22 protein-coding genes, 1 tRNA gene and 1 pseudogene (1 of these 24 only partly in view) are annotated in these 23,258 nt (G+C 68.0%); 11 read left to right on the forward strand and 13 right to left on the reverse strand.

Translation table 11 applies throughout. The annotated features are described in order from the left end of the window. The first annotated feature begins 97 nt into the window (after nt 1-97). Nucleotides 98-304 (forward strand): cold-shock protein, encoded by a 207-nt coding sequence (locus Q0326_RS03045; RefSeq protein WP_298686971.1) that lies wholly within the window; start codon nt 98-100, stop codon nt 302-304. 88 nt (nt 305-392) lie between these two features. Further along, nucleotides 393-719 (forward strand): DUF6481 family protein, encoded by a 327-nt coding sequence (locus Q0326_RS03050; RefSeq protein WP_298686973.1) that lies wholly within the window; start codon nt 393-395, stop codon nt 717-719. A 20-nt stretch (nt 720-739) separates the two neighbouring features. On the opposite strand, the gene Q0326_RS03055 is transcribed toward Q0326_RS03050, so the two are convergent. The 3 genes from Q0326_RS03055 to Q0326_RS03065 form a co-directional block, all read right to left on the reverse strand. Next, on the reverse strand, nt 740-1,489 hold the full coding sequence (locus Q0326_RS03055; RefSeq protein ID WP_298686975.1) for a dienelactone hydrolase family protein: 750 nt from the start codon (nt 1,487-1,489) through the stop codon (nt 740-742). Nucleotides 1,490-1,806: 317 nt separating this feature from the next. Next, nucleotides 1,807-2,016, reverse strand: a complete 210-nt coding sequence (locus Q0326_RS03060; protein ID WP_298686977.1) for a hypothetical protein — start codon at nt 2,014-2,016, stop codon at nt 1,807-1,809. Between the two features lie 256 nt (nt 2,017-2,272). After that, the gene (locus Q0326_RS03065; RefSeq protein ID WP_298686979.1) at nt 2,273-2,689 is read right to left on the reverse strand and encodes a CopD family protein; all 417 of its coding nucleotides are present in this window, start codon (nt 2,687-2,689) and stop codon (nt 2,273-2,275) included. A 211-nt stretch (nt 2,690-2,900) separates the two neighbouring features. Between Q0326_RS03065 and Q0326_RS03070 the strand changes: the two genes are divergently transcribed. Then, the gene (locus tag Q0326_RS03070; RefSeq protein ID WP_298686981.1) at nt 2,901-3,041 is read left to right on the forward strand and encodes a hypothetical protein; all 141 of its coding nucleotides are present in this window, start codon (nt 2,901-2,903) and stop codon (nt 3,039-3,041) included. Between the two features lie 11 nt (nt 3,042-3,052). Here the strand turns inward: Q0326_RS03070 and Q0326_RS03075 are convergent. From Q0326_RS03075 to Q0326_RS03110, 8 genes are all read right to left on the reverse strand, one after another. Further along, nucleotides 3,053-3,136 (reverse strand) — tRNA-Leu (locus tag Q0326_RS03075). A gap of 55 nt (nt 3,137-3,191) precedes the next feature. Beyond that, nucleotides 3,192-3,470, reverse strand: a complete 279-nt coding sequence (locus Q0326_RS03080) for an integration host factor subunit beta (RefSeq protein ID WP_298686983.1) — start codon at nt 3,468-3,470, stop codon at nt 3,192-3,194. 192 nt (nt 3,471-3,662) lie between these two features. Continuing rightward, complete coding sequence (rpsA, locus tag Q0326_RS03085; protein ID WP_298686985.1) at nt 3,663-5,408, reverse strand: 30S ribosomal protein S1; 1,746 nt, start codon at nt 5,406-5,408, stop codon at nt 3,663-3,665. A gap of 272 nt (nt 5,409-5,680) precedes the next feature. Next, complete coding sequence (locus Q0326_RS03090; RefSeq protein ID WP_298686988.1) at nt 5,681-6,187, reverse strand: hypothetical protein; 507 nt, start codon at nt 6,185-6,187, stop codon at nt 5,681-5,683. 139 nt (nt 6,188-6,326) lie between these two features. Further along, nucleotides 6,327-7,148 carry an alpha/beta hydrolase gene (locus Q0326_RS03095; protein WP_298686990.1) on the reverse strand — a complete coding sequence of 274 codons (822 nt, stop codon included), beginning with the start codon at nt 7,146-7,148 and terminating at the stop codon, nt 6,327-6,329. A 175-nt stretch (nt 7,149-7,323) separates the two neighbouring features. Next, nucleotides 7,324-8,559: a kynureninase gene (kynU, locus tag Q0326_RS03100; RefSeq protein ID WP_298686992.1), complete on the reverse strand. Its 1,236-nt coding sequence runs from the start codon at nt 8,557-8,559 to the stop codon at nt 7,324-7,326. After that, on the reverse strand, nt 8,556-9,647 hold the full coding sequence (locus tag Q0326_RS03105; RefSeq protein WP_298686994.1) for a calcium:proton antiporter: 1,092 nt from the start codon (nt 9,645-9,647) through the stop codon (nt 8,556-8,558). Before Q0326_RS03105 ends, kynU begins: the two co-directional genes overlap by 4 nt. A 51-nt stretch (nt 9,648-9,698) precedes the next feature. Continuing rightward, entirely contained in the window at nt 9,699-10,604 is a 906-nt protein-coding gene (locus tag Q0326_RS03110; RefSeq protein ID WP_298686997.1) for an MBL fold metallo-hydrolase, read from the reverse strand. Nucleotides 10,605-10,695: 91 nt separating this feature from the next. Between Q0326_RS03110 and Q0326_RS03115 the strand changes: the two genes are divergently transcribed. The 3 genes from Q0326_RS03115 (at nt 10,696) to Q0326_RS03125 (ending at nt 13,553) form a co-directional block, all read left to right on the forward strand. Then, the gene (locus Q0326_RS03115) at nt 10,696-11,700 is read left to right on the forward strand and encodes a polysaccharide deacetylase family protein (protein ID WP_298687000.1); all 1,005 of its coding nucleotides are present in this window, start codon (nt 10,696-10,698) and stop codon (nt 11,698-11,700) included. Between the two features lie 159 nt (nt 11,701-11,859). Beyond that, the gene (locus Q0326_RS03120) at nt 11,860-12,783 is read left to right on the forward strand and encodes a hypothetical protein (protein ID WP_298687002.1); all 924 of its coding nucleotides are present in this window, start codon (nt 11,860-11,862) and stop codon (nt 12,781-12,783) included. Nucleotides 12,784-12,806: 23 nt separating this feature from the next. Beyond that, entirely contained in the window at nt 12,807-13,553 is a 747-nt protein-coding gene (locus Q0326_RS03125) for a dienelactone hydrolase family protein (protein WP_298687004.1), read from the forward strand. 154 nt (nt 13,554-13,707) lie between these two features. Here the strand turns inward: Q0326_RS03125 and Q0326_RS03130 are convergent, their stop codons facing one another. Next, nucleotides 13,708-14,763, reverse strand: coding sequence for an aromatic ring-hydroxylating dioxygenase subunit alpha (locus tag Q0326_RS03130; RefSeq protein WP_298687006.1), 1,056 nt, complete (start codon nt 14,761-14,763; stop codon nt 13,708-13,710). A 168-nt stretch (nt 14,764-14,931) separates the two neighbouring features. Here Q0326_RS03130 and Q0326_RS03135 point away from each other — a divergent pair, with 168 nt between their 5' ends. From Q0326_RS03135 to Q0326_RS03145, 3 genes are read left to right on the forward strand one after another with little or no spacing between them, the layout of a single operon-like run. Next, complete coding sequence (locus tag Q0326_RS03135) at nt 14,932-16,158, forward strand: paraquat-inducible protein A (protein ID WP_298687033.1); 1,227 nt, start codon at nt 14,932-14,934, stop codon at nt 16,156-16,158. Continuing rightward, complete coding sequence (locus Q0326_RS03140; RefSeq protein ID WP_298687008.1) at nt 16,155-17,843, forward strand: MlaD family protein; 1,689 nt, start codon at nt 16,155-16,157, stop codon at nt 17,841-17,843. The genes Q0326_RS03135 and Q0326_RS03140 overlap by 4 nt, the downstream gene beginning before the upstream one ends. Then, complete coding sequence (locus Q0326_RS03145; RefSeq protein WP_298687011.1) at nt 17,840-18,406, forward strand: ABC-type transport auxiliary lipoprotein family protein; 567 nt, start codon at nt 17,840-17,842, stop codon at nt 18,404-18,406. Before Q0326_RS03140 ends, Q0326_RS03145 begins: the two co-directional genes overlap by 4 nt. A 113-nt stretch (nt 18,407-18,519) precedes the next feature. Here Q0326_RS03145 and Q0326_RS03150 read toward each other — a convergent pair whose 3' ends face one another. Then, nucleotides 18,520-20,031, reverse strand: coding sequence for an amidase (locus Q0326_RS03150; protein WP_298687013.1), 1,512 nt, complete (start codon nt 20,029-20,031; stop codon nt 18,520-18,522). A 165-nt stretch (nt 20,032-20,196) separates the two neighbouring features. Here Q0326_RS03150 and Q0326_RS03155 point away from each other — a divergent pair, with 165 nt between their 5' ends. Both Q0326_RS03155 and parC read left to right on the forward strand, forming a co-directional pair. Continuing rightward, entirely contained in the window at nt 20,197-22,221 is a 2,025-nt protein-coding gene (locus Q0326_RS03155) for a M13 family metallopeptidase (protein WP_298687015.1), read from the forward strand. A gap of 183 nt (nt 22,222-22,404) precedes the next feature. Further along, nucleotides 22,405-23,258: pseudogene (parC, locus tag Q0326_RS03160) on the forward strand (DNA topoisomerase IV subunit A) (it continues 1,472 nt past the right edge of the window).

Genomic DNA, 23,258 nt, shown 5'->3' on the forward strand with positions numbered 1-23,258 from the left:
GCCGTGATCGGTTCCTTTTGTCCTTACTTCAGTCTTGCTCATATCGGGGTGCGTCTTCACCGGCGCATGCCCGACGCCTACGAATAAGGATATCGATATGATCACCGGCACCGTCAAATTCTTCAATGCCGACAAGGGCTATGGCTTCATTGCGCCTGAGGGTGGCGGCGACGACGCGTTCGTGCACATCAGCGCCGTCGAGCGCGCCGGCATGCGCACGCTCGACAAGGACCAGCGCGTTTCCTACGAAATGGAAACCGATCGCCGCGGCAAGACCTCGGCCGTCAACCTTCAGTCGGCCTGATGCGTGACGCCGATGCGGCCGGTCTTCGGACCGGTCGCATCGGCACCATGCACCGGCCTGTCTTTCAAATCGGAGAGCATTTCACTTTATGAGTTTCTTCAAGGATCCGAGCTTCCAGGAGCGCACCGAACTCGCCAAGCAGGCGCGGATGAAGGCGCTCGAAAAGCTCAAGGCCAAGCCGCCCGTCGACGAAGCCGTACTGGCCGAGCGCCGCGCCGCCTTCGAGGCGCGCCAGGCCGCCGAAGCCGAGGCCCGCGAGGCCAAGAAGGCCGCCAAGCTCCAGGAAATCGCCGACAAGAAGGCGAAGGCGCTCGAGGAAGAGGCCAAGAAGGTCAAGGCCGTCGAGCTGACCGAGGCCGAGAAGAAGGCGGCGCGCGACGCGCGCTACGCCGCGCGAAAGAACCGCAAGAAATGAGCCGTCGCCGCCGCGACCGCTCAGTCGGTCGCGTGCAGCGTGCGCTGGAACAGCGCGAGCATCCAGCCGATCGCCTGCAGCGCCAGCGCCGGATCGTAGCGCGGCCCCTCGTCGCGCAGGAAGGCATGCTGCGCCTCGACCTCATGCCATTCGTACCGCGCCCCGACCGCCTCGAGCCGGTCGCGGATCGCCTGCCGCCCTTCGAAGGGTACGTGCGGATCCTGCCGGCCGAACACGAACAGGGTTTCCGCGGTGAGTTCGCGCATCCGGGCGAGGCTGTCGTCGCTTTGTCCGGCGCCGAGCGTGCCCGAATGAATGTCGGTCGGATAGAAGCAGGCCGCAGCCGACACATCCGGCTCGAGCGCCGCGCGATAGGCGAGATGGCCGCCCAGGCAGACGCCGAAGGTCGCGAGCCGGCCGGTGCAGGCGGGATGGCGGCGCAGCGCGTCCAGGCCAGCGCGCGCGTCCGTATCGAAGCCGGCGAGCGGCTTGGTGATCTTGAGCGCGTTGCCGCGATCGGTACCCGGGGAATCGTAGCGCAGCACCGTGCCGGCGGGCTCATAGTCGTGATAGACTTCGGGCACCGCCACGACATAGCCATGTCCCGCGACGATCGCGGCAAGCCGTCGGATCGGATCGGTGACCTGGTAGATCTCGGAATAGAAGAGCACGCCCGGATAGCGGCTGGGCAGAGCGGGGCGGAACAGGTGCAGCCGCATCGGGCCGCTGCCGGTTACGTCGACGTCCTGGGTCTCGTTCTGGATGATCATCGGCGCGGTGTGCCGCGATTCGCACGCGCTGGCTAGAACGCCGCGCGCTTATTCTCCGCCATCGCGGACTTGGTCCGAAATCCATCCACGCGGCGGCCGATGGCCGGGCGCCGCGTGGATGGAGACCCGCTGACGCGGGGATGGATCAGGCGGCCTTGGTCGTCTCGGTCGCGGGGACGGTCGCGACGACCGCCTTGTCGGCGACGGCCTTGGCGAGTGCGCGGTTGCGGCGTTTGTTGGCGGTACGCAATTGGCCCATGTCGGTAATCCTGTTCAGTCTGGAGAGGGAGAATGGTCGTCGGCGTCTCGCCGCGCGACTATTTGGTGGCGATGTCGGTCGCTTGCGCCTGATAGGTGTCGCGCAGATAGGTGCGGGCCGAGGTCGCAGTCGGGAAACCGCCGTCGAGCATCGTCGAAGTGACCAGCGGATAGCCCTGCGAGTTGAAGCGCGTGGTGCGCACCGTCACGCGGAAATGGCCTTCGGCGTCCTTGGCCACCAGATAGGGCCGCACTGCGATTCTCGACATGGATTTCCTTGCAAGTCTGTAGGGTTGGATGGCCGGACGGCCCGCGCGCGGCCGTCGCGCGACGGCTCAGCCCCGATCGGGGAGGGTGGGTACGATCATCGGGCGGCAATCCGGCGCTGGGTCGCGACGGGGACGTCGCTTTCACACGCGGTAGCCAGCGCTGCCAGGATGCGATTCGGCACCCGCGCACAGCGGAAGTCGATGCTCGGCGTGTGCCGCAAAAGGGTGCAAACGTCAAGCGGAACGCGGGTTCCCGCTAGGGCTTGATGATCGCGAGAGCGACGATCGCGACCGCGAGCAGCAGGATCGCCGGCACCGGCCAGACCGGTGCCCGGGTCACGCCGCCGACCCGATCGAGCCGGCGCAGGCGGCCCGACTGCATGCCGTGCAGACCCGTCAGCAGCACCACCAGCGCGATCTTGGCGTGGAGCCACCCGGCGGCGAACCAGCCGCCTTCCGCGGCAAGCGTCAGCCCCACGACCCAGACGACCAGCATCGCCGGGGTGGTCAGGATCAGGTTCCAGCGGCGGACGCGGTGGCGCTCGGCCTGGCGCCGCGGCGTCTCCTCGCCGGCGGCCAGCGACGGGAGGATCAGGGCGGTCACCAGCACCCCGCTGACGAACAGCGGCACGGCAATGAGGTGGAGGGCAAGCAGCGCCCGATAGTCGATCATCGCCGCAGCCTAGGGCAAAGTCGGCTGGATCGATATCGTCGTCACGGCCGGCGCGTCGTTCCGATACCGCGTGGCACATCAGCGGACGGCGGAGGGTACGACTTTGGTCGTACCGTCGTCCGAGGCCGCCGCCTCTTCACGCTTTATTGACCATGATCGCCCAAGGCTTTGCGCAGGACATTGCGGGGGCAAAGCCGCACGAGGTCGCGTCATGTACGAGAATCCGCTTACCAAATTATCCGACGACCAGATCGAGCATGCGATCGACGAGGCGCTTGCGCGCAACGACAGTCCCTTCCTCGGCGAACTGGTTGGCGAGATCGCCCGCCGCGGACAGCCGGTCGAGCTCTAGCCGAGGCGCGGTGGTGCGGGCGGCGGGACTCGAACCCGCACTCCATGGGAAGGCGATTTTAAGTCGCCAGCGTCTACCGGTTCCGCCACGCCCGCGCGGAGCTTCCGTAAACCCGCACGGCTGCCTGGGGTCAACCCCTGCGCACCCCGCTCAAACGTTGAGGCGCTCGCGCATTTCCTTGCCCGGCTTGAAATAGGGCACGCGCTTGGCGGAGACGTCGACGGGTTCGCCGGTGCGCGGATTGCGTCCGGTGCGGGCATCACGCGCGCGAGTCGAGAAGGCGCCGAAGCCCCGGAGTTCGACGCGACCACCGGCCGCCAATTGCGCACTGATCGCCTCGAAGATCGTCGTCACCAGTCGTTCGACGTCCTTCGGCGGCAGGTCGGGGTTGGCATCGGCAACCCGCTGCACCAGTTCAGAACGGATCATCGCCTAGTCACCTGCCGTGCGTCGTCGCTAACTCAGATTACCCAATTCCATAAAACTGGATCAATGTCACGCCCCACCGTGGTCGTAGGCGAAGCGGTGCTTATACGAAAAAAGCCCCTCTCCGCCGAGGCGGAGAAGGGCCCGTTTTCAACCGATTGGCGGCGGGCGATCAGGCCCGCCGCCGGCCGGAGCTTACTGGTCGTTCTGACGGGCCTTGAGCGCCTCGCCGAGAATGTCGCCGAGCGACGCGCCCGAGTCGGACGACCCATATTGCGCGACGGCCTGCTTTTCCTCGGAAAGCTGGAGCGCCTTGATCGAGAAGGTCGGCTTCTTGGACCGGTCGAAACCGGTGACCATCGCGTCGAACTTCTGGCCGACCTGGAAGCGCTCGGCGCGCTGCTCGTCGCGGTCGCGGCCGAGATCGCCGCGGCGGATGAAGCCGGTCGCGCCATCGTCGCCGACCTGCACGTCGAGTCCGGCATCGCCGACCGAGAGCACGGTGACCGTGACGGTCTGGCCCTTGTTGACGCCACTGCCGCTTCCGCCGGTCGAACCACCGGCGCCCGCGCCTTCGCCGGCGGGTGCCGACGACACGCCGCCACGCTCGAGCTGCTTGATGCCGAGCGAGATGCGCTCCTTCTCGGCGTCGATGTCGAGCACGACCGCCTGAACGGTCTCACCCTTGTGATGCAGTGCGAGCGCTTCCTCGCCGGTCATGCCCCACGAGATGTCGGACATGTGGACCATGCCGTCGACATCGCCGTCCAGGCCGATGAACAGGCCGAATTCGGTCGAGTTCTTGACCTCGCCCTCGACCTGGCTGCCGACCGGATGCTTGTCGGCGAAGGCCTCCCACGGATTCTGCTGCGCCTGCTTGAGGCCCAGCGAGATACGACGCTTCTCTTCGTCGACCTCGAGGATGACCACGTCGACTTCCTGCGAGGTCGAGACGATCTTGCCGGGGTGCACGTTCTTCTTGGTCCAGCTCATCTCGGAGACGTGGACGAGACCTTCGATGCCGGGCTCGAGCTCGACGAAGGCACCATATTCGGTGATGTTGGTGACGCGGCCGGTGAACTTGCCCTCGATCGGGTATTTGGCCGACGCGCCTTCCCACGGATCGCTTTCGAGCTGCTTCATGCCGAGGCTGATGCGCTGCGTCTCGCGGTTGATGCGGATGATCTGCACCTTGACGGTGTCACCGATGTTGATGACCTCGCTCGGGTGGTTGACGCGCTTGTAGCTCATGTCGGTGACATGGAGCAGGCCGTCGATCCCGCCGAGATCGACGAACGCGCCGTAATCGGTGATGTTCTTGACGACACCCTCGATCACCTGGCCCTCGGCGAGGCTCTGGATCAGGCCGGTGCGCTGCTCGGCGCGGGTCTCTTCGAGGATGGCGCGGCGCGACACGACGATGTTGCCACGGCGGCGATCCATCTTGAGGATCTGGAAGGGCTGCGGAATGTCCATCAGCGGGGTGACGTCGCGGACCGGGCGGATGTCGACCTGCGAACCGGGCAGGAAGGCCACGGCGCCGTTGAGGTCGACGGTGAAGCCGCCCTTGACGCGGCCGAAGATGACGCCCTCGACGCGCGCGGTCTGGGCGAATTCGCCCTCGAGCTTATCCCAGGCGGCTTCGCGGCGCGCGCGGTCGCGCGACAGCATCGCTTCGCCATGAACGTTCTCGACGCGGTCGACATAGACCTCGACTTCGTCGCCGACATTGAGCTCGGGCTTGACGCCGGGCACGGTCGCGAATTCGCGAAGCGGCACGCGGCCTTCGGACTTGAGACCGACGTCGATGACGACGAGGTCGTTCTCGATCGCGGTGACGGTGCCCTTGACGACTCGGCCCTCGAAGCTGTCGGCGGTGCCGAGCGTCTGCTCGAGGAGGGCGGCGAAATCGTCGCGGGTGGGGTTGGCGGCAGTTGCCATAGGGAGGATCGTTCCTAGCAGTCGTTTCCGGCCATCCGGTTGATCCGGAGGTCTTTGGCCGAACTGCCGCGGGGGCCGGTTGCCCGTCGCGGCACCCGTTGGACAAGAGTCGCGGCGGCTGCTTTCCATGCGAAAAGGGCGCGTGAGAAGGATGCTTGTCGCACCCGCTCCGCGCCTGCCACCGCGGGCCGAGCCCGCTGGATGGCCAGCCTATACCGGAAGCCGCACAAACGAGCAAGCAGGGCGGCCGAGGGGGCGCCTCGGCGCCGCCGCTAGAGGAACCAATCGGGTACCGATTGGTTAATAGCCGACACATAACAGGAGAGAAATATGCGTAAATTCGTGATCATGGCGGCTGCCATTGCCTTGGCGCCCGTGGCCGTGATGGCGCAGGCCGGCGGCGGCGGCGGCGGCGGTGCAGCCGGCGGCGGCGCAGGCGCGTCGGGTGCAGCCGGTGGCTCGGGTTCGGCGGGCGCCTCGGGCGCCGGCATGTCGAGCAGCGGTGGATCGATGGGTGCGGGTTCGATGGGCTCGACCGGTTCGATGGGCTCGACCGGATCGATGGGCTCGACCGGTTCGGGCTCGATGAGCAGCGGCGGATCGATGGGCACCGGCTCGATGGGTTCGACCGGCAGCGGCTCGATGTCGTCGACCAGCTCGGGTGGCAGCACGACCGGCACCTCGTCGCGTTCGAGCCGTTCGTCGCGCGGCAAGCGCTCGTCGTCGTCGAGCTCGACGGGGTCGATGGGCTCGACCGGCACGACCGGATCGACCAGCACGTCGGGTGGCTCTTCGCCGCAATAAGCCGACTCACAGACGCTACGAAAGGGCCGGGGGTTTCCCCGGCCCTTTTTGTTCGCCCGTATTGCGTTCACTTGTTGTCATTCCGGGTCGAGCCCGGGATGAGGAACGCGCGTGTTACAACGCGACGAAATCGAGCAGGTCGGTGGTCAGCCGGTCGGCGGCGGTCGCGAACAGGCCGTGGGGCTCGCCCTCATATTCGATCAGCGTCGCATGCGGGATGCCCTTGGCCGCGGCACGGCCGGCAATGTCGATCGGCACGGTCTTGTCGGCGGTGCCATGGACGATCAGCGTCGGCACGGTGAAGGCGGCGAGGTCGCCACGGAAGTCGGTGGTGGCGAACGCATCGATACAGTCGATCGTCGCCTTCGGGCTCGCCATGATCGCGAGGATGAAATTCCAGTCGAGCAGACCCTGGCTGACCGGGTGCGACACGAGCCCGACGCCGTACAGCAGCTTGGCGAAACTCTGCAGGAAGCCGAAGCGATCCTTGCGGACCCCATCCTTCATGCCCTGGAAGACGCTGTAGTCGACGCCGTCGGGGTTGCTGTCGTCCTTAAGCAGATACGGCACGACCGAGGCGATCAGCGCGACCGAGCGGACGCGTTCGGAGCCGTAGCGCGACAGGTAGCGCGCGATCTCGCCGCCGCCCATCGAGAAGCCGATCAGCGTCGCGTCCTGCACTTCGCCGGCTTCGAGCACGTCGGCGAGGTCGTCGGCGAAGGTGTCATAGTCGTAGCCGGTGGCGGGATGGCTCGACTGGCCGAAGCCACGGCGATCATAGGTGATCACGCGGTAGCCGGCCTCGATCAGCGCCAGCGACTGATATTCCCACATGTCGCCGGTCAGCGGCCAGCCGTGGATAAGTACGATCGGACGGCCTTCGCCGCTGTCCTTGACGTGCAGGCTCTGGCCGTCGCGGGTGGTGCAATGGGGCATGGTTCGGGCTCCTTTTGAGTCGCCGACTGAACCGTCGGAAAGGGGGCGCGTTCCGCTACTCGGCGTCGCGCGACTGTTCCCCGGCGCACGCCGGGGCCCAGGCCGAAGCCTCTTGGGGGCCGCAGCGTTCGAGGCGATGCGTCGGGCCTGGGCCCCGGCCTTCGCCGGGGAACCGCTAGGTGACCCTGGCCTTCGTCAGGAAGGCGGGGTCGTCCCAGGCGCGCGTCGCGATCACGTCGCAGATCACCTCGACCGCGTACCAGACGTCGGCGAAGCGGGTGTAGAGCGGCGCAAAGCCCATCCGCAGCATGTCCGGCGCGCGAAAATCGCCGACGACGCCGCGCGCGATCAGCGCCTGGCAGATCGGATAGGCTTGGTCGTGCGCGTGCGAGACGTGCGCACCGCGCGCCGCATCGACGCGCGGCGAGGCGAGGGTGAAGCCCGCGTCGCCGCAGCGCGCGTCCATCAGCCGGATATAATAAGCCCCCAATGCCGAGGCCTTGGCGAACAGCGCGGCGGGATCGACGCCATCGACGGTTGCGAGACCCTGCTCGAGTGCCGCCATGCCCAGCACAGACGGCGTCCCGCACAGGAAGCGCGCGATGCCGGGCGCGGGGGCATAGGCGTCGTCGAAGGCGAAGGGGGCGTCATGCCCCATCCAGCCCGACAGCGGCGACCGGAGCTTTTCCTGCAACCGCTCGGCGACGAACAGGAAGGCGGGCGCACCCGGGCCGCCGTTCAGATATTTATAGCCGCAGCCGACCGCGAGATCGGCGTCGCAGCCGTTCAGGTCGACCGCGACCGCGCCGGTGCTGTGGCTGAGATCCCAGAGGATCAGCGCGCCCTTCTCGTGCGCGGCGGCGGTGATCGCGGCCATGTCGAGCTTGCGGCCCGACTTATAGTGGACGTGGGTAAGCAGGACGAGCGCGACATCCCCGTCGATTGCCGCGACGAGATCGTCGGCCGCCACGGTCTTCAGCCTGCGGTCGCCGAACATCCGCGCCGCACCCTCGGCGACATAGAGGTCGGTGGGGAAATTGCCGGGCTCGGACAGGATCGTCGCGCGACCCGGCCGTGCCGCGCAGGCCGCGCCGATCAGCTTGAACAAATTGGTCGAGGTCGTGTCGGCGACGATCACCTCATGCGGCTTCGCCCCGACCAGCGGCGCGATGCGTGCGCCGAGCCGCTGCGGCTGGCCGATCCAGTCGTGCCGGTTCCAGCTCGCGATCAGGTCCTCGCCCCATTGCCGCTGCACCACCTCGGCGAGCGCCGACGCAGTGTCGCGCGGCAGCGCGCCCAGCGAATTGCCGTCGAGATAGATGCCGTCGGGCAGGACGAAGCGGTCGCGCAGCGGCGCCAGCGGATCGGCGGCATCGCGGCGGCGTGCGTCGTCGAGGGTCAGGTCGGTCATGGGCTGAACACCAGCACGAGGAAGACGAAGAATAGCGACAGATGCACCGCGCCCTCGAGCATCGTCGTGCGCGTGCCCGAGAAGGTCAGCGCATTGAGCACCAGCGTCACCGCGAGCAGCACCATGTTCGCCGCGGACACGCCGAGCACCACCGGCTGCCCGGTCAGCAGCCCGATCGCCAGCACCGCCGGCACGGTCAGCCCCAGCGTCGAGGTCGCGGCGCCGAGACAGAGGTTGATCGCGCGCGTCAGCTGGTTGGCGGCGACCGCGCGCAAGGCGGAGATGCCCTCGGGGGTGAACACGATCATCGCGATCACCACGCCGCCCAGCGCACTCGGCGCGCCCAGCACCTCGATGCCGTGATCGAGCAGCTTGGCGAGGCTTTTGGCGAGTATCACGATCGGCAGGATGCTGGCGAGTAGCAGCGCGAAGCGCAGCGCGGTCGACGCGCCGCCTTCGCCGTGTGGCGCAACGGGGGCGTCGGCATGCTCGTCGGGGGCGGTGAAGAAGCCGCGGTGGCGCCCGGTCTGCAGCCACAGGAACAGCCCGTAGAGCGCGATGGTGAAGACCGAGAAGCAGCCCGCCTGCAACAGCGACAGCGTGCCCCTGGCGGTCGAGGTGGTGAAATTGGGCAGCACCAGCGCGATCACCGCGAGCGGGATGATCACCGCGAGATAGGCGCTTGCACCCTGAAGATTGTAGCTCTGCTGCTGATAGCGCAGCCCGCCGGTGAGAAGCCCCAGCCCGACGACGCCGTTGAGCACGATCATCAGCACCGAGAACATCGTGTCGCGGCCGAGCGTCGGCTCGCTCTTCGCGCCGAGCATGACCGCGGCGATCAGCGCGACCTCGATCACCACGATCGACAGCGTCAGGATCAGCGTGCCGAACGGTTCGCCGAGCCGCTCGGCAAGCTCCTCGGCCTCATGGACGACGCCGAAGGCCGACCACAGGATCACGCCGAGCAGCCAGGCGAACAGCGCGATCGAGACGACCGGCGCCGCCGCCGCCATCATCGCCGGCCCCGCGAGCAGGAAGGCCGCGACGGTGAGCCAGCCGAGGATCAGACGAGGGGACAGCAGGTGCATCGCCTATCTATAGGGGACCGGCGCGGTTTGTCGCGCCGGGCGTGCCCGGGCTCAGGGATGGCCGGGGACGAAGGCGAAGCCGCTGCCCTTGGCGACGATCTTGCCGGTGCCGGGATAAGGGAAGTGCGGCGCGAACAGCCATTCGTGCGATGCGGCGAGCTTGGCGAGCTCGGCGCGGCGGGTCGCCTTGCCCTCGGCGGCGTCGGTGTCGTAGCCGACCGTCCAGTCGGGCTCGGCGAGCGAGACGATCGCGCTGTGCGCGGTGTCGCCGATGTCGATCAGCCGCTGGCCCTGCGAGACGATCTCATAGCCGGAATGACCGGGCGTATGGCCGGCGAGCGCCACCGAGCGGATGCCGGGCACGACCTCGGCGCCGGGCGCGAAAGTCTGCACCTTGGCCGCGATCGCCGCGACCGTCGCGGCCGACGCCGGATGCGATTTGAGGAACGCCCATTCGGCCGCGGCCATGCGGATCGTCGCCTTGGGAAAGGCGAGGGCGCCGTCGGCGGTGAGCAGGCCGCCGATATGGTCGCCGTGCGAGTGCGTGATCAGGATGTCGGTCACCGCATCGGGCGCGACGTGCGCGGCCGCGAGGCTGGCCTGGAGCATCCCGCCGACCTTGGGGCCGAGCCCGGTGTCGATCAGCACGGTTCGGCCGGGCATCTCGACGAGCAGCGCGTCGACGCCGAGCGTCAGGCTGTCGGTCGGTGCGCCCGCCTTGGCGAGCACGGCGGCGACCTGCGCGGGATCGAGCCCCTTGCCGAACACGCTGCCGTCATTGGGAACGACATTGAGCATGTCGCGCAGCGGCACCAGCGTCGCGGCACCGAGCTTGAACGGCGTTGCGGCGGGCGCTGCCGGCGCGGGCTTGGCGAGGAGCGCAGCCGGCGCCGAGGCCAGGATCAGCGCGGTTGCCACGCCTGTCATCGTCATGCCGCGCATTGTACCGTTCCTCATCCATTGGTCTTCGCCGACGCTATCCGTTTCGGGCTATGCCGCCAAGCCGCTGCGCGATAGGCGGCGGTCGCGACGACAAAGGGGGAAGACCGTGGGTGCACAAGGGTTTGGTGGGTTCAGGCGGCTAGTCCTCACAGCCGTTGCCGGCGCGCTCGCGATCGGCGCGGCGCCGACGGCGCATGCCGGCACGGTCGCGCTTACCTTCGACGACCTGCCGATCTTCGGGAAATTCCGCCCGATCGCCGAAGCCGATGCGCTCACCGACACGCTCGTCGGCGGGATTGAGCGGCATCACTGGCCGGCGATCGGCTTCGTCAACGAGATCCAGCTCGAGGCCGCCGACAAGCCGCGGCGGATCGCGCTGCTGACGCGCTGGCTCGACGCCGGGCTCGATCTTGGCAACCACAGCTATTCGCACCCATCGCTGACCAACACGCCGGTCGAAACCTATATCGCCGACGTCGCGCGCGGCGACGTCGTGACCCGCCCGCTGATGGCTACGCGCGGCAAGACCGAGCATTGGTATCGCTATCCCTTCCTCGAGACTGGGCCGACGCTGGCGGCGCGACAGCGGTTCGAGGGCTGGCTCGCGGCGCATGGCTATCGCGTGGCACCGGTGACGATGGAAAATTCGGACTGGCAGTTCGCCGAACCCTATGATGACGCGCTGCGTCGCGGCGACGCCGCGCAGGCGGCGCACATCCGCGCCGCCTATCTGGATTTCACCGCCCGTGTCGTGCCTTGGTACCGTCAGGCGGGCGCCGCGGTGTTCGGGCGCGAGCCGGCGTTCGTCTTCCTGCTCCACGCCAGCCAGCTCAACGCCGACAGCATCGATGCGCTCGCCGACATATTGAAGGCGCAGGATCTGACGCCGGTGACGCTCGACCAGGCGATGGCCGATCCGGCCTATCGCACCGCCGATACCTATGTCGGCCCCGACGGCGAGGAATGGCTCGAGCGCTTCGCAACGACGCTGCACAAAAGCCTCCCCTGGTCGACGATGCCGCAAATGCCCGCCGACATCGTCGCTGCCGACGCCGCGCTCGAGGGCGCGCAACCTGCGCCGACACAGACACCGGCCGCGCCCGCACACTGAAGGTCTGGCGCGGCCGCGGACCCGCGCGACGGGTTGATGCGTATTGAGCGATGGCCCGATCGTGCGGCGCCTGAACGAACGCCGAGTCGATGGCTCAGCCGCCGTTCAGTCTGGCATCGTCATGATCGGGCTACAGCTTCTCGGAAACGGATGTGTCTCATGACCCAAAGACTGATGACCCGCAGCATCCTTCTCGCCACCGGGCTCGCGATGGCGGGGACGCCGTTGTTCGCCTCGAGCGCCGTCGCGCAGGGACAGCCCTATCCGCAGGATCAGGGCTATGACCAGAACCAGGGCTATCCGCCCCAGCAGGGTGGCTATCCCCAGCAGGGTTATGACCAGCAGGGCTATCCCCCGCAGCAGGGCTACGGCCAGCAGGGCTATCCGCAACAGGGCTATGGCCAGCCGCCGCAGGGCTATAATCAGGCGCCGCCTCCGGGCTACGGCCAGCAAGGCCAGTATAATGGCGCGCCGCCCCCGGGCTATGATGGTGGCCCCAATGGCGGTCCGCCGCCCGGCTATGATCCCGCCTACGACAATTCGCCGCCCCCCGGCTATGACGGCAAGGCGCCGCCGCCGCCGCCGCCCGGCTACCAGCCCGGTGCGGTCTCCCCGCAGCAGCAGCAGGCCGATCAGCAATATGCGAGCTATGCGCAGCAGTGGGCGCAGGTCAATTGCGTCAAGGCGCATGGCAATACCGGCGAAGGCGCGGTGATCGGCGGCATCGCCGGCGCGCTGTTCGGCTCGGCGGTCGCCGGGCGCCACAGCCATGGCGAGGGCGCCATCCTCGGCGGTCTCGGCGGCGCCGGCGTCGGCGCGGCGGTCGGCAGTGCATCGGGCAGTGGCGACACCAGCCCCGGCTGCCCGCCGGGCTATGTCACGCGCGGCGGCGCACCGGCGTTCGCCTACGGCGGCTATGGCGGGGCGCCCTATTTCTATGCCGCACCGACCTGGTATCGCCCGTGGGTGTTTTACGGCGGCGCGTGGGTCTATCGCCCCTATCCGTACCATGTCTGGTATTACGGCCATTACCGTGGGGGCTGGCGCGGCCGGCCGGGCGGCGGCTATCGCCGCCACTATTGAGCCGTAGCATCGAGGAGAACAGCGTGGGCCACGAACAGATCGCCATCACCACCCGGGACGGCGAATGCCAAGCCCACCTGTTCACCCCTGAGGGCAAAGGCGAAGGGCCGTGGCCCGCCGCGATCTTCTACATGGACGCGTTCGCGATCCGGCCGACGCTGTTCGAGATGGCGGCGCGCCTGGCCGACAATGGCTATGTCGTGCTGCTGCCCGACCTGTTCTACCGTCACGGCCATTACGACACGCTGGTGCCCAGGGAGGTGTTCGCGCAGAACACATTCGGCACCGTGATCGCGCCGCTGATGGCGTCGACCGATACGCTCAAGGCGGTAGCCGACACCGCAGCGTTCGTCGCCTATCTCGACAGCCGCGACGACGTCGCCGGGCCGATCGGCACGATCGGCCTGTGCATGGGCGGCGGTCTCGCGATCGCCGCGGCGGGCGCCTTCCCCGACCGCATCGCGGCGGCGGCGAGCTTCCACGGCGGCAATCTCTACACCGACCAGCCGACCAGCGCGCATCTGTTCCTGCCCAAGGTCGAGGGCGAGCTCTATGTCGCGGCCGCCGACCAGGATCATAGCTATCCGCCCGAGATGGCGGAGAAATTCGAAGCGGCGCTGCGCGACTCCGGCGTCGTCTACCGCCACGAGACCTATGCCGGCGCGGCGCACGGCTGGATGAAGCCCGACCTTCCGGTCTACGATGAGGCGGCGGCCGAGCGCGGCTGGGCGGAGATGCTGGCGCTGTTCGACCGCAAGCTCAAGGCGTAGTGCGACCGAAAGCCCTCTCCCGCAGGGAGAGGGTTGGGTGAGGGGTTCCAGCCTCAAAGTTGGGACGCGACGCTGACGCGTCGCTTCCCCTCACCCCGACCCTCTCCCCGCCGGGGAGAGGGAGTTCTTGCGGGATGCGCCACCCCGCCTCGGGCTACGCCCCGCAGCGCTCCAGTACGGCGCGCAACTCCTTGATCGGCGGAAACACCTCATGGTTGCGGTCGCCGCCCTGCGCATCGTGCGCGGCCTGCTCCATCTCGACGATCTCCTTGTCCTCCTTGAAGATCGACTCGGTGAACATGGTGATGAACGGCCACGCCGCATCGATCAGCAGCGGCACGCCCGGCCGCTTGACCGAAAGATAGCCAAAGGTGCGGTTGGTCTTCTGCTCGGCATCGAGCGGCGTGTAGCCCAGCCACACCGACAGCACCGGATCGCCGTCGTCCATCGCGAAGGTCAGCGTCTGGTAGGGATAGTCGGTGCGGATCACCATCCGGTCCTTGCGCGTCGATTCATCGGTCGCGCGCATCAGGCCCAGGATCGCGCCTTCGCCGATCGTCGCCGAGCCCGAGACGCGGTCGAACGTATATTGCACCTCGGCCCAGTCGGGCCCGCTGTCGCGGCCCAGACACGTGGCCTTGATCATCCCCATCTGGCGGCGGTGGAGGAACTGGTGGTTCATGTCGAACAGGTTCTCGTGCATGAACGTATAGTGCGCGGCGACCTCGCGGTTGAGCTCGCGCGTCTTGTAGTCGCGCCGCCCGCGCGCGCCGAGCGACGCCGGGCGGCGGGCCTCGGCGCGATCGGCATTGCCCGGAAAGATGAAGATCAGTCCGTCGACCTCATGCGTCGGATAGGCCTTGACCCCGTTGGGCAGCCGCTCGCGCCCGAGATAGGGCACGTCGACGCACTTGCCCGCTTCGTCATAGGCCCAGCCATGATAGCCGCAGCGCACCGTGCAGCCCTTGACGACGCCGTGGCTCAAGGGGACCTGGCGGTGCGCGCAGCGATCCTCGAGCGCGAAGACGTTGCCCTCCTTAGCGCGGACCACGACGATCGGCTCGCCGGCAAACTTGCGCGCGAGCATCTTGCCCGCCTTGAGCTCGCGGCTCCACGCAATCGGATACCAATGGTCGGGATGCGCATCGACGCGGCGGAGGTCGCGCGCGAGGGGCGGACGGTCTTCGCGCAATTCGGCTGATACGAGCATGGATCGTCCCCTGGAGTAGCGCGAAGCCTCGACAATCGCGCACGATCCGTCAATGCACGACGAAGGTCGTCGTGCCATGCAGGCTGCAATACGACATAGGGGTGGCTGGAACTGTCTGCGGGCGGAACAGGCTGGACGCGAAAGGGTTGTGACCGCATCGTGACGGCCATGGAGTATAGCGGGGCGGGGGCCGGGATCGTCGGCTGCCCCGATTGCGGTACGCGGCAGCGCCTGCCTGCAGCTGTCCGATCCACCGTCGTCCGCTGCATCACCTGCGACGGCACGCTCGAACGCACGCAGGGTCGCAGCCTCAGCGCGTCTCTGGCCTGCTCGCTGGCAATCGTGCTGCTGCTGGTCCCCGCCAACCTGTCGATGTTCCTGCGCACCGATGCGCTCGGTGTGTCGCGCAGCAGCCACCTCGGCTCGGCGGCAAGCGCGATGCTGACCGAGGGCTGGCCGTGGCTGGCGCTGGTCGTGTTCCTGTTCGTGGTGCTCTTCCCGATCGTCCGCTTCGGCCTGCTGACCGCGGTGCTGGGGCTGCTCGAGCTGGGCCGTGTCGAGCCGTGGATGGGTCGCGCCTTTCGCTGGTCGAACCGGCTCGAGACCTGGGCGATGCCGGAGGTGTTCCTGCTGGGCCTGGCGGTCGCCTATGCGCGGCTCACCGACTCGATTGCGGTGCGGGTCGGGCCGGGCGCGGTGACGTTCATCGCAGCCGGTGTGCTCGCGCTGGTGGTGCGTGCGACGCTCGACAAGGCGGCGGTATGGGCGCGGATCGCGCCCGACGCCGAGGTCGCCGATCCCGCCCACGCGATCGAGTGCCAGGATTGCGACCTGCTGCTCCCCGCGCATCATGAGGGCCGCGGCTGCCCGCGCTGCGCCGCCCCCGTCCGCCACCGCAAGCCGCAGAGCATCAGCCGCACGATCGCGCTGACCTCGGCCGCGCTGCTGCTCTATATCCCGGCCAATCTCTATCCGCTTGCGACGCTGCCGATCAACTACAAGCCGACCAAATATACGGTGCTCGAAGGCGTGATCGACCTGGCGCAGGCGGGATTGTGGGATCTGGCGATCCTGGTCTTCTGCGCCAGTTTTCTCATTCCCTTCCTCAAGCTGGTCGGGCTGACCTGGTGTGTCGTCTCGGTGCTGCGCCGGTCGGATCGCCATCTCGTCGCCAAGGCGCGCACCTACCGCGTCGTCGAGGAGATCGGCCGCTGGTCGATGGTGGACCCGTTCGTGATCGGTGCGTTCGTACCGGTGATGAATTATAACGCCCTGATCTACGGACGCGCCGAGGCGGCGTCCGTGCCTTTTACCGCCGTGGTCGTGCTGACCATCATCAGCGCAAAAACCTTCGATCCCCGCCTGATGTGGGATGCCGCCAGGAGACGGGTGTGAACGACGTACGACAGGAAGACGATCTGCCCGAGGCGCGCAGCATCCGCAGCCGCTGGCCGGGGCTGGTGTGGGCGGTGCCGCTCGCCGCGCTGATCATCGTTGGCTTCCTCGGTGTCCGGGCGCTGACCCGCAAGGGCGTCGATGTCGTCGTCACCTTCGGCTATGCCGAGGGCGTGACACCGGGCAACACCAAGGTGCTCGTGTCGGGCGTCGAGGCGGGCGAGGTGTCGAAGATCCGCGTCTCGCCCGACGCGCATCATGTCGAGGTGACGCTGAGGCTCGATCCGCGCGAGAAGGCGGCGCTCAATTCCAACACCACCTTCTGGCTGATCGGCGAGAACCCGACGATCACCGACATCCAGTCGATCCGCGCCGCGGTCGCCGGCGTGATCATCGCGATGGCCCCTGGCAAGGGCGGTACGCCGACGCGCAGCTTCATCGGTCTCGACCAGCCGCCGGTGATCCCGCCCGACGCCAAGGGGACGCCCTATTATCTGACCGCGCCCGCGGTCGGCTCGCTGCAGGCGGGCGCCGCGGTGAGCTATCACGGGCTGGCGATCGGCAAGATCGTGCAGACCGAGATGGTCGGTCTCGACCGGTTCCGCATGGAGATGTTCGTCAACGCGCCCTACGACCGCTACATCAAGCAGGGCGCGCAATTCTGGACGGGAAGCCCGCTCAAACTGTCGCTGAGCGGCGCCAGCCTGTCGGCGGGGCTGGCATCGCCCGCCAGCCTGCTGCAGGGATCGGTGCAGTTCGAGGTACCGCACCGCGCGCGCACCGCGCCGCAGGCCCCCGCGGGAACCAGCTTCACGCTCTATGACGACCAGTCGAGCGCCGAGCAGGGCCCGACCGGACCGGAGATCCCCTATCGCCTGATCCTGACCGGTGCGGCCGGCGACCTGTCGAGCACATCGACGGTCTCGATGCTGGGCTATACGATCGGCCGGATCCGCTCGGCCAAGCTGCTCTTCGCGCCCGGCGGCAGGCCCTATACCGAGGCGGTGCTCGCGATCTTCCCGCGCAAGCTCGATATCGACCTGCCGATCGACGCGCCGGCCGACATGTGGCGTCAGGCCGCCGACCGCGCGGTCACGCGGCTGCTGCAGCAGGGCTATCGCGCGCACATGGTCCAGTCGCCGCCGCTGGTCGGCGCGCACGTGATCCAGCTCGCGGCAGACCACGGCACTGGGCCCGCGAACCTCGGCCACGACGGCGGCCAATATCCGCTGATCCCGGTCGCTGAGGCCGGAGGGGGTGCGGATGACCTGATCGCCAGCGCCAACCAGATCATGGCGAAGATCAACCGCATCCCGCTCGAACAGATTGGCAACAATCTGAACAAGCTGAGCGGCAATCTGGCGCAGATCAGCGGGTCGGGACAGGTGCGCGACAGCATCGCGCATCTCGATGGGACGCTGAAGCAGCTCGACGGCATCCTTACGCAGGTCAAGCCGCAGATCGGGCCGCTGATGACCAAGCTCAGCCAGACCGCGGACGAGCTGCACGGCACCGCGGCGGCGGCGCGCACGGTGCTGTCGGGCGAGGGGGCGGCGCAGGATCGCAGCCTTCCCGACGCGATCCAGCAGCTCGACGAGATGTCGCGCTCGATCCGCTCGCTCACCGACTATCTCGGGCGCCATCCCGAGGCGCTGATCCGCGGCAAGGCGAAGGAGAAGAAATGATGAAAGCCTTGCCATCGGTCGGTGTGGCGGCGCTGCTCGCGCTGGCCGGCTGCACCAGCCCCAAGACGGTGCTGCTGACGCTCGACGCGGCGCCGCCGCCGTCGGATGCGGTACACGGCGGCTATCGCGGCCTGCCGATCGCGGTGCCGGCGGTGCATCTGCCGGCGTCGCTCGACCGCGCCGAGTTCGTCCATCAGGAGAGCGCGGGCGAGGTCAAGGTCGATGATTTCGCCCGCTGGACCGCGCCGCTCGGGCTGCTGGCGCGCGACGCGCTGGTGCGAGATCTGACCGTGCGGCTGCCGGCCGGCGCCGTACTGCCGCCGGGGACCGTCGGGACGGCGGGCAAGGCGCGCACGCTCGACGTCACGATCCTCGGCTTCCAGACGGGCGCGAGCGGTGCGACGATGCAGATTGCCTATCGCGCGGGGCCAGGCGGGCCGGTGCAGCAGCTGTCGCTGACGACGCCGGGCGCGGGCATCGCGCCGGTGCCGACCGCGCAGGCGTTCGGCGCGCTGATCGGCGAGCTCGCGGACCGGATCGCGGCAGATATGGCGGCGCGGTGATTTACCCCCCTCTCCCCGGCGGCGAGAGGGGAGCCACGCGTTAGCGTCGTGTCCCACATTCGAGGTGGGAGACCCTCACCCAACCCTCTCCCAGAGGGAGAGGGCTTTTAGTTTCATCGCGCCCCCATCGGCGCCAGCAGGCTCGCGGTCGGCTCCGTCCCCTCGACCGATGCCGCAAAGGTCGGCACCAGCCGCATCTTGGCCGCCTGCTCATAGGCATAGCCCAGACCGAGCAGCTTGGCCTCGCTCCACGCCGGCCCCACAAACGACAGCCCGACCGGCAGTCCGCGCACCGCGCCCATCGGGACGGTCAGATGCGGATAGCCCGCGACCGCGGCGAGATCGGCGGGGCCGCCGCCGGCGATCTGATCGCCATTGACCGCGTCGATCTTCCACGCCGGCGGCATCGTCGGCGCGACCAAGGCGACGACATTGTTGGCGGCGAGCATCGCGTCGATGCCGTCTCGCCCGGCCAGCCGCAGCGACAGCGCACGCGCCGCCAGATAGGCGGGATCGGCGAGGCCCTTGGTCGCCTCGGCCTTCTCGAAACTGTCCTGCCCGAACAGCGCGAGTTCGCGCGGGTGTGCCGCGTTGAACGCGATCAGGTCGGCGAGCGTACGCGACTCGACGGTCTTCGGTGTCGTCGCGAGATAGACGTTCATGTCGGCCTTGAGCTCGGTCAGCAGCACGGTGAGTTCGGCCGGGCCGATCTTGTCGCGATCCTTCATCGCGGCGATGTCGACCAGCGTCGCACCCTGCGCGCGCAGCACGTCCAGCGCCCGCGCGAACAGCGTGTCGACCGGCGGCGACCACGGCCCGACGAAGCGCAGAACGCCGATCCGCACGCCCTTGAGCGCATCGGGCTTGAGTCCGGCGAGATAGTCGGTCTTGTGCACGTCGGCCGCTGCCGTTGCAGGGTCGGCGGGGTCGCTGCCTGCGATCGCGGCGAGCACCAGCGCGGCAGTGCGCACGTCCTTCGCCATCGGGCCCGCGGTGTCCTGGCTGTGGCTGATCGGAACGATGTGCGTGCGGCTGACCAGCCCGACCGTCGGCTTGAGCCCAACGATTCCGTTGAGCGAAGCGGGGCAGGTGATCGAGCCGTCGGTCTCCGAACCGATCGCGGCGTCGGTCAGCCCGGCGGCGACCGCGGCACCGCTGCCCGACGATGAGCCGCACGGGTCGCGATCGAGCGCGAACGGGTTGCGTGTCTGCCCGCCGATCGCGCTCCAGCCCGAGATCGAGGCGGAGGAGCGCATGTTCGCCCATTCGGACAGGTTGGTCTTGCCGAGGATCACCGCGCCCGCGGCGCGCAGCCGCGCGACCAGCGGTGCGTCGCGGTTGGTAACGTTGGCCGCGAGCGCGAGGCTGCCGGCGGTGGTCGGCAGCGGGCCCTTGGCCTCGATATTGTCCTTGATCAGGATCGGCATGCCGAACAGCGGCCCGCGCGCCGCCCGGCTGCGATCGAGCGCGCGCGCCTGATCGAGCGCGGTCGGATCGAGCGCGAGCACCGCGTGGATCTGCGGATTGAGCCTTTTTACGCGCGCGATCGCCGCCTGCGTGTTGGTCTCTGCGCGCAGCGCGGGATCGGCGGCGGCAAGGGCAAGAACAAGCGCGATGGCGGACATGGATTTCCTTCCGTTTGCAGCAGGATGCGGGGCGTAAGGCAGGGCGTCAATCGGCTGCGATAGTTCATTCTCCCCTCTCCTTCAGGGAGGGTCGTTTGCCGTCCTCTCTCCGATTGTCCGCGGCCCGGCGCGCTGCTAGCCCTGGTGCAAATAGGGAGGCCCATCATGTCCATCGCCCGTCTTGCCGTCGCGCTGCTCGTCGGGAGCAGCCTGTCCGCCGTCGTCCACGCAGCGCCCGCCAAACCGGTCTACGGTCCCTGGGGCGTCGACTATGCCTCGATGGACAAGAGCGTGAAGCCCGGCGACGATTTCTTCGGCTATGCCGAGGGGACGTGGCTCAAGACCACGCCGATCGCGCCCGACAAGGCGAGCGCGGGCTACAACAGCGATCTCCCCGATCTCGCCGAGCGCGACGTGCGGCAGATCGTCGAGGAGGCGCAGAAGCATCCTACCGGCCCGATCGCCAAGCAGATCGGCGATTTCTACGCGGCGTGGATGGACGAAGCCGGGATCGAGGCGCGCGGGCTCAAGCCGGTGCAGCCCTATCTGGCGCAGATCGCCGCGATCGACACGCGCGCGCAGCTCGTGCAGCTGATGGCCGAGCCCGGCTTCGCCAGCCCGGTCGACATCGGCATCGAGCCCGACGAGAAGGATCCGACGCGCTATACCGTCGGTGCGAGCCAGGCGCGGCTGGGTCTGCCGACGCGCGACTATTATCTGCTCCCCGGCGCCAAATACGATGCGATCCGCAAGGCCTATCGCGCCTACATCATCCGCATCCAGACGCTCGCGGGCATCCCCGACGCCGCCGCCAAGGCCGACGCGATCATCGCGCTCGAGACGCGGCTGTCGCAGGACCAGTGGACCCCCGAGCGCCGCCGCGATCCGCAGGCGACCTATAATCCGATGAGCCGCGCGCAGCTCGATACGCTCGCGCCGCAGCTCGACTGGACGCCGGTGCTCGCCAAGATCGGGCTCGGCGCGATGCCGACCGTTGTGGTGTCCGAGCCGAGCGCGGTGGCCGCCGCCGGTGCGCGTCTGGGCGACGTGCCGCTGTCGACCTGGAAGGACTGGCTCGCCTTCCGCTTCCTCAGCGATCATGCGCAGTTCCTGCCCAAGGCGTATGACGACGCGCATTTCGATTTCTACAGCCATACGCTGCGCGACGTGCAGACGCAGAGCGACCGCTGGAAGCGTGGCGTGCGGCTGCTCGACGCCGATCTCGGCGAGGCGGTCGGGCAGCTCTACGTCCAGCAACATTGGTCGGCCGACACCGAGAAGCAGATGGCGGAGCTGATCGAGGATCTCCGCGCCGCCTATGCCGACAAGATCAACCATGCGCCCTGGATGGACGCGGCGACGCGCAAGGCCGCGCTCGAGAAGCTTGGAACCTTCGATCCGCGGATCGGGCATCCGGTCAAATATATCGACTATTCGACGATGGTGGTGAGCCCGACCGATCCGCTCGCCAACGCCGTCGCGTCCGATCATTTCGAGTGGCGGTTGCAGCTCTCCCGGCTGGGCAAGCCCGTCGACCGCACCTTGTGGGACATGACCCCGCAGACGGTGAACGCCTATTACGATCCGACGATGAACCAGGTCACCTTCCCCGCGGCGATCCTGCAGCCGCCCTTCTTCGATCCCGCAGCGGACCCCGCGGTCAACTATGGCGAGACGGGCGCGACGATCGGCCACGAAATGGGCCACGGCTTCGACGACGAGGGCCGGCAGTTCGACGCGCAAGGGCGGCTGCGCGACTGGTGGACCAAGGAGTCCGCCGATCGCTACACCGCGCACGCGCAGAATCTGGTCAAGCAGTTCGACGGCTATGAGCCGATCCCCGGCACGCACATCAAGGGCCAGCTGACGCTCGGCGAGAATCTCGGCGACCTCGGCGGGCTCGAGGCGGCCTATGCGGCGTACCGCCGCTATGTGTCGCGCCACGGCGAGCCGAAGGTGATCGACGGCTTCACCGGCGACCAGCGCTTCTTCATCGCCTATGCGCAGAGCTGGCAGGGCAAGGAGCGCGAGGGCGCGTTGCGCTCGCAGCTGCTGTCGGATCCGCATTCGCCCGACGCCTTCCGGGTCAACGGCATCGTCCGCAACGTCGACCCCTGGTATGCCGCCTTCGGGGTCAAGCCCGGTGAGAAACTCTATCTGGCGCCGAGCGAGCGGGTGCACGTCTGGTAAGGTGAATCGAGCCGCGCCGTGTAACTTCTTCTTCGTCATCCCGGACTTGATCCGGGATCCATAGACGCGGCGCCCGATGATCGGGCGCTGCGCATATGGATTCCCGCCTTCGCGGGAATGACGGTTTCTATTGTGTTCTCCCCCCGCTTCCCAACCGCCCGCGCCGCCTGCTAGTCCGCAAGCATGGCCGCACCCGACACGATCGCTCCCGTCCCCTATACCGACACGCCGTTCGACGAGGCGCTCTCGCAGCGCTATCTCGTCTATGCGCTGTCGACGATCACCGCGCGTTCGCTGCCCGACGTCCGCGATGGGCTGAAGCCGGTGCATCGCCGGCTGCTGTGGGGGATGCGGCTGCTGCGGCTCGATCCGACCTCGGCCTACAAGAAATGCGCGCGCGTCGTCGGCGACGTGATGGGCAAATATCATCCGCATGGCGACGCGTCGATCTACGACGCGATGGTGCGCTTGGCGCAGACCTTCTCGCTGCGCTACCCGCTGGTCGACGGGCAGGGCAATTTCGGCAACGTCGACGGCGATAATGCCGCGGCCATGCGCTACACCGAGGCCCGGCTGACGCAGGCCGCGATCCTGCTGATGGACGGACTCGACGAGGACACCGTCGCCTTCCGCCCGACCTATAATGGCGAGGAGGAAGAGCCCGAGGTCTTTCCCGGCCTGTTCCCCAACCTGCTCGCCAATGGCGCGTCGGGGATTGCGGTCGGCATGGCGACCTCGATCCCGCCGCACAATGCCGCCGAGCTGATCGACGCGGTCGTTCATCTGATGGACAAGCCGGAGGCGACCACCGCCGACCTGCTCCAGTACGTCCAGGGCCCCGACTTCCCGACCGGCGGCATCGTCGCCGACGCGCCGGCCGCGATCCGTGAGGCCTATGAGACCGGCCGCGGTTCCTTCCGCACCCGCGCGCGCTTCGGTGAGCCCGAGAAGCTGACCGGGGGCACCTGGCAGCTCGTAATTACCGAAATTCCCTATCAGGTGCCCAAAGCCAAGCTGATCGAGCAGATCGCGCTGCT

The sequence above is a fragment of the uncultured Sphingomonas sp. genome (genome assembly GCF_937859915.1).
Lineage (GTDB): Bacteria > Pseudomonadota > Alphaproteobacteria > Sphingomonadales > Sphingomonadaceae > Solisphingomonas.

What these genes read in the sequence shown, in the direction of transcription:
- Q0326_RS03055 (WP_298686975.1), bottom strand. Translation starts at nt 1,489, where the DNA reads ATGATCATCCAGAACGAGACCCAGGACGTCGACGTAACCGGCAGCGGC.
- Q0326_RS03135 (WP_298687033.1), top strand. Translation starts at nt 14,932, where the DNA reads ATGGAGTATAGCGGGGCGGGGGCCGGGATCGTCGGCTGCCCCGATTGC.
- Q0326_RS03045 (WP_298686971.1), top strand. Translation starts at nt 98, where the DNA reads ATGATCACCGGCACCGTCAAATTCTTCAATGCCGACAAGGGCTATGGC.
- kynU (WP_298686992.1), bottom strand. Translation starts at nt 8,559, where the DNA reads ATGACCGACCTGACCCTCGACGACGCACGCCGCCGCGATGCCGCCGAT.
- Q0326_RS03150 (WP_298687013.1), bottom strand. Translation starts at nt 20,031, where the DNA reads ATGTCCGCCATCGCGCTTGTTCTTGCCCTTGCCGCCGCCGATCCCGCG.
- Q0326_RS03065 (WP_298686979.1), bottom strand. Translation starts at nt 2,689, where the DNA reads ATGATCGACTATCGGGCGCTGCTTGCCCTCCACCTCATTGCCGTGCCG.
- Q0326_RS03105 (WP_298686994.1), bottom strand. Translation starts at nt 9,647, where the DNA reads ATGCACCTGCTGTCCCCTCGTCTGATCCTCGGCTGGCTCACCGTCGCG.
- rpsA (WP_298686985.1), bottom strand. Translation starts at nt 5,408, where the DNA reads ATGGCAACTGCCGCCAACCCCACCCGCGACGATTTCGCCGCCCTCCTC.
- Q0326_RS03070 (WP_298686981.1), top strand. Translation starts at nt 2,901, where the DNA reads ATGTACGAGAATCCGCTTACCAAATTATCCGACGACCAGATCGAGCAT.
- Q0326_RS03120 (WP_298687002.1), top strand. Translation starts at nt 11,860, where the DNA reads ATGACCCAAAGACTGATGACCCGCAGCATCCTTCTCGCCACCGGGCTC.
- Q0326_RS03050 (WP_298686973.1), top strand. Translation starts at nt 393, where the DNA reads ATGAGTTTCTTCAAGGATCCGAGCTTCCAGGAGCGCACCGAACTCGCC.
- Q0326_RS03080 (WP_298686983.1), bottom strand. Translation starts at nt 3,470, where the DNA reads ATGATCCGTTCTGAACTGGTGCAGCGGGTTGCCGATGCCAACCCCGAC.
- Q0326_RS03130 (WP_298687006.1), bottom strand. Translation starts at nt 14,763, where the DNA reads ATGCTCGTATCAGCCGAATTGCGCGAAGACCGTCCGCCCCTCGCGCGC.
- Q0326_RS03095 (WP_298686990.1), bottom strand. Translation starts at nt 7,148, where the DNA reads ATGCCCCATTGCACCACCCGCGACGGCCAGAGCCTGCACGTCAAGGAC.
- Q0326_RS03060 (WP_298686977.1), bottom strand. Translation starts at nt 2,016, where the DNA reads ATGTCGAGAATCGCAGTGCGGCCCTATCTGGTGGCCAAGGACGCCGAA.
- Q0326_RS03155 (WP_298687015.1), top strand. Translation starts at nt 20,197, where the DNA reads ATGTCCATCGCCCGTCTTGCCGTCGCGCTGCTCGTCGGGAGCAGCCTG.
- Q0326_RS03110 (WP_298686997.1), bottom strand. Translation starts at nt 10,604, where the DNA reads ATGAGGAACGGTACAATGCGCGGCATGACGATGACAGGCGTGGCAACC.
- Q0326_RS03145 (WP_298687011.1), top strand. Translation starts at nt 17,840, where the DNA reads ATGATGAAAGCCTTGCCATCGGTCGGTGTGGCGGCGCTGCTCGCGCTG.